Origin of the sequence: Streptomyces sp. NPDC020362, assembly GCF_040642095.1 — a bacterium.
In the GTDB taxonomy this organism is placed as follows: Bacteria; Actinomycetota; Actinomycetes; order Streptomycetales; family Streptomycetaceae; genus Streptomyces.
On the sequence record NZ_JBFAET010000376.1, the window covers coordinates 1 to 4,121 of the forward strand.

Annotated in this window: 3 protein-coding genes; 2 read left to right on the top strand and 1 reads right to left on the bottom strand. The window is 73.5% G+C overall.

Features of this window, described 5'->3' with window-relative positions:
• Window positions 1-912: FAD-dependent oxidoreductase (locus AB0H32_RS47100; protein ID WP_361135531.1), on the bottom strand; the 912-nt coding region annotated here is incomplete at its 3' end.
• Window positions 913-1,002: 90 nt separating this feature from the next.
• Between AB0H32_RS47100 and AB0H32_RS47105 the strand changes: the two genes are divergently transcribed.
• Entirely contained in the window at window positions 1,003-2,043 is a 1,041-nt protein-coding gene (locus tag AB0H32_RS47105) for an oxidoreductase (RefSeq protein ID WP_361135525.1), read from the top strand.
• Window positions 2,044-2,079: 36 nt separating this feature from the next.
• On the top strand, window positions 2,080-3,720 hold the full coding sequence (locus tag AB0H32_RS47110; protein WP_361135528.1) for an ABC-F family ATP-binding cassette domain-containing protein: 1,641 nt from the start codon (window positions 2,080-2,082) through the stop codon (window positions 3,718-3,720).
• Window positions 3,721-4,121 lie beyond the last annotated feature (401 nt).

A 4,121-nucleotide genomic window follows, 5' to 3' on the forward strand; every position in this document is an offset into this window, starting at 1 on the left:
GGCGGCCGGGCGGGTCAGCCCGGCCGCCTCACGGGCACAGCCCCAGGCCACCGTGATCCCGGCTCCGCCGTGCCCGTAGTTGTGCACCAGCAGCCGCCCGTCCGGCAGGGACTCCCGTTCCAGCCGGACGGCGCGACGGGCGGGCCTGAGCCCCACCCGGTGCCCCAGCACCCGTGCCCCGGCGATCTCCGGCCGGACGGCCGCGCACCGCGCGACGATCGCCGCGGCCGTGGCGGGATCCGGCTCCAGGGACCAGACGTCCTCCTGGGCCGTCCCGCCCAGCAGCAGGCGGCCCGGCTGCGGGATGAAGTAGGTGGAGGTTGTGTGGGAGTGACCGACGGACGTGAACCACGAGGTGATCCCCGGATTCTCCACCACGACCAGCTGCCCACGCACCGCATGCACCGCCGGATCGGGTACCAGCGAACGCGCCCCCAGCCCCGTGCAGTTGACCACGACAGCGGCCGGCACGGCGGCCAGATCCGTCACCTCGCGCTCCTCGACCGTGCCGCCCGCCCGCGTGAACCGCTCCCGCAGCCACGCCAGATGGACCGGCATGTCGATCACCGGCAGTCGCGCCGCCAGTCCTGCGGCCACCTCCCGCAGCCCCGCGACCCGGCCCGCCCACGCGCCCAGCTCGTCCAGCCGCGCCCCCTGGTGTACACCCTCGACCAGGCGTACGCCCGACTCCTGCGGACGGGCCGCCAACTCCTCGTACACCCCGAGCGATTCCAGCGCCCACGCACCGACGAGCGGCTCGGGCTCGATCCGGTAGGGCCACCACAGCCCGCCGGCGACCGCCGAGGTCGTGTGTTCGGCGGGCTCCCGCGCCCACACCTGCACCCGGCGCCCGGACTCGGCCAGGACGACGGCCGTCGTCAGCCCGACGACACCGCCACCGACCACGATCACCGCGTCTGCCGACCCATGCTTCACGCCAGGACGCTAACCGAATATGTCATGCCGCGCTCACATCCGTCCCGATGTGGGGATACTCACAGCATGTCTGCCGCATACGCGACCTTCGGCCTGGCACCGGCGACCCGCGCCGGCGGTGTCCTCGCCGACGGCGGCTACCAGGTCCACCGCGACTTCGTGGACTTCATCGTGGACGGCCGCCCCCTGCTGTTCCAGCTCTCCGACCTGGACGCGGTCTCCCCGCTCGCCTCCGACATCCCGCCCGCCATCTTCACCGCACAGGTGCGCAGCCTGCTCCTCCAGGCGCGGCCGCCGCTCCCGGACGGCCGGTTCGTGATCTACGGCTGCCCCGAGTGCGCGGATCTGGCCTGCGGAGCGGTCACCGCCGTCATCGAGCAGGACGGCGACGACTACATCTGGCGGGACTTCGCCTGGCAGACCGACGAACACGCCGACCTGGAACGCAACGGCTACCACGGCATAGGCCCGTTCCGCTTCCACGGCCCCGACTACCGCACCGCCCTGGCCGCCCTGATCGAGGACACCGAGGGCCCGCAGGCACCCCGCCGCCGGGTGCTCCTGATCGGCGCCCGCGTCGCCGTCCTCGCCAGGCTGGCCGCCGCGCTGCGCACCATCGGCATAGGCGCCGACATCACCCAGGACGCCCGGGGCGTCTCCGCCGAGGAACTGCGCGGCTACGGCGCCGTCGCCTTCGGACGGGCCGTCGGCGAGGCCGAACGGGCCGCCGTGAGAGAGGCGTTCGAGCGAGCCGGGGTCGAGGTCGCCCACGTGGACGGCCTGGCCCCCATAGTGCCCCTGCTCGTCGCCCAGATCGAGCACGCCCTGGACCGCAGCCCGCTCGGGCAGCGCCGGCTGACCGAGCTGGTGGCCGCCGACGGCGAGGCGGACATCGAGGTGACCTCCCCGTGCCGGGTACAGGTCACCGCGTACCGCCTGGACCGGCTCTACCGCACCCACACCAGGCAGGTCTTCGACGGCACCCTGGAACCCGGCCGGCACCGCATCCCCCTGGACCCGAAGGCGGTCAAGGGGGAGGCGTTCGTCGTGGCCCGGACCTCCGGGAGCGTGCTGGTGGAGCCGGTGCGTCGAGGCAAACCCGACTGAGCACCGGGTGCGAGGAGCATTAGGATCGGCGTCCTGATGACTGCCACCCTCGTCGCCAAGAACCTCGCCGCCGGCCACGGCGACCGCTCCCTGTTCACCGGACTCGACCTCGTCGTCGCGCCCGGCGACGTGATCGGGCTGGTCGGCGCCAACGGCGCGGGCAAGTCCACGCTGCTGCGCCTGCTCGCCGGGCTGACCCCGCCCGACGAGGGCGAGCTGCGCCTGTCCCCGCCGGCCGCGACCGTCGGCCATCTGCCGCAGGAGCCCGAGCGCAGGCCGGGGGAGACCGTCCGGGCGTTCCTGGCCCGCCGCACCGGCGTCACCGAGGCACAGCGCGTGATGGACGAGGCCACGCAGGCGCTGGTCGACGGCGCGCCCGGGGCCGACGACGCCTACGCCGTGAGCCTGGAGCGCTGGCTGAACCTGGGCGGCGCCGACCTGGAGGAGCGTGCGGAGGAGGTCGCCGACTCCCTCGGCCTGGCCGTGGACCTGGACCAGCCGATGACCTCCCTCTCCGGCGGCCAGGCGGCCCGGGCCGGCCTCGCCTCCCTCCTCCTGTCCCGCTACGACGTCTTCCTCCTGGACGAACCCACCAACGACCTGGACCTGGACGGCCTGGAGCGCCTGGAACGCTTCGTCACCGGCCTGCGCGCGGGCACGGTCGTCGTCAGCCACGACCGCGAGTTCCTGACCCGTACGGTCACCAAGGTCCTCGAACTCGATCTGGCGCAGCGGCAGATCAACCTCTACGGCGGCGGCTACGAGGCCTACCTGGAGGAGCGCGATGTCGCCCGCCGGCACGCCCGCGAGGACTACGAGGAGTACGAGGGGAAGAAGAGCTCCCTGGAGGAGCGGGGCCGCATGCAGCGGTCCTGGATGGACAAGGGCGTGAAGAACGCCCGGCGCAAGGCCGGCAGCGACAACGACAAGATCGGCCGCAAGTTCCGCAGCGAGGCCAGCGAGAAGCAGGCCGCCAAGGCCCGGCAGACGCAGCGCATGATCGAGCGCCTCGAGGTGGTCGAGGAGCCGCGCAAGGAGTGGGAGCTGCGCATGGAGATCGCGGCCGCCCCGCGCTCCGGTGCCGTGGTCGCGACCCTGCGCGATGCCGAGATCCGGCGCGGCGACTTCACCCTCGGACCGGTCGGCCTGCAGATCGACTGGGCCGACCGGGTCGCGGTGACCGGAGCCAACGGCGCCGGCAAGTCCACCCTGCTCGGCGCGCTGCTCGGCCGTATCCAGCTCGACGCCGGACACGCCGCCCTCGGCTCCGGCGTCCTGGTCGGCGAGGTCGACCAGGCCCGCAAGCTGTTCCACGGCACCGAGGCGCTGCTCGACGCCTTCTGCGCGGCCGTCCCCGACACCGAGCCGGTCGAGGTCCGCACCCTGCTGGCCAAGTTCGGGCTGAAGGCGGACCACGTCCTGCGGCCGGCCGCCTCCCTCTCCCCGGGTGAACGCACCCGCGCGGCCCTGGCGTTGCTGCAGGGCCGGGGGGTGAACCTCCTCGTCCTGGACGAGCCGACGAACCACCTCGACCTGCCCGCGATCGAGCAACTGGAGTCGGCGCTCGACTCCTACGAGGGCACCCTGCTCCTGGTCACCCACGACCGCCGCATGCTGGACGCGGTCCGGGTGACCCGCCGGCTGGAAGTGGCGGACGGCAAGGTGACCGAGCGCTAGACGGTCCGCCCGGGGAGGCGGTACGCCCGAGCGCTGAACGATCCGGCGGGCGTGGTGGCATGTCCGAGCGCCGAACGACCAGCCGGGGCGGCGGCGCGACCGCGTCGTCCGGCACGTTCCCGTCGTCCGGCACGTGCCCGTCCGGCTTGCACAGCATCACATCACGGCATCCTGCAGATGCACCTGAAGGTCGGCCGGGGATCCGATCCAGTCATGGGATCGGCCCGAGGACCGGGTGATCGGCGTCCACCGATGTGTTCCCACCGGTCCGGGGCCCGACCCGCGGAGCCGGTTTGTCTCGGGCGGTCCGCGGGGACCCGGCGGGGCGCGGGAGTCGCGTCCCGCCGGGGACCCGGGCGGGGCCCCCGAGGGGTGCCGCTCGACTCAAGACGCATTGGCGG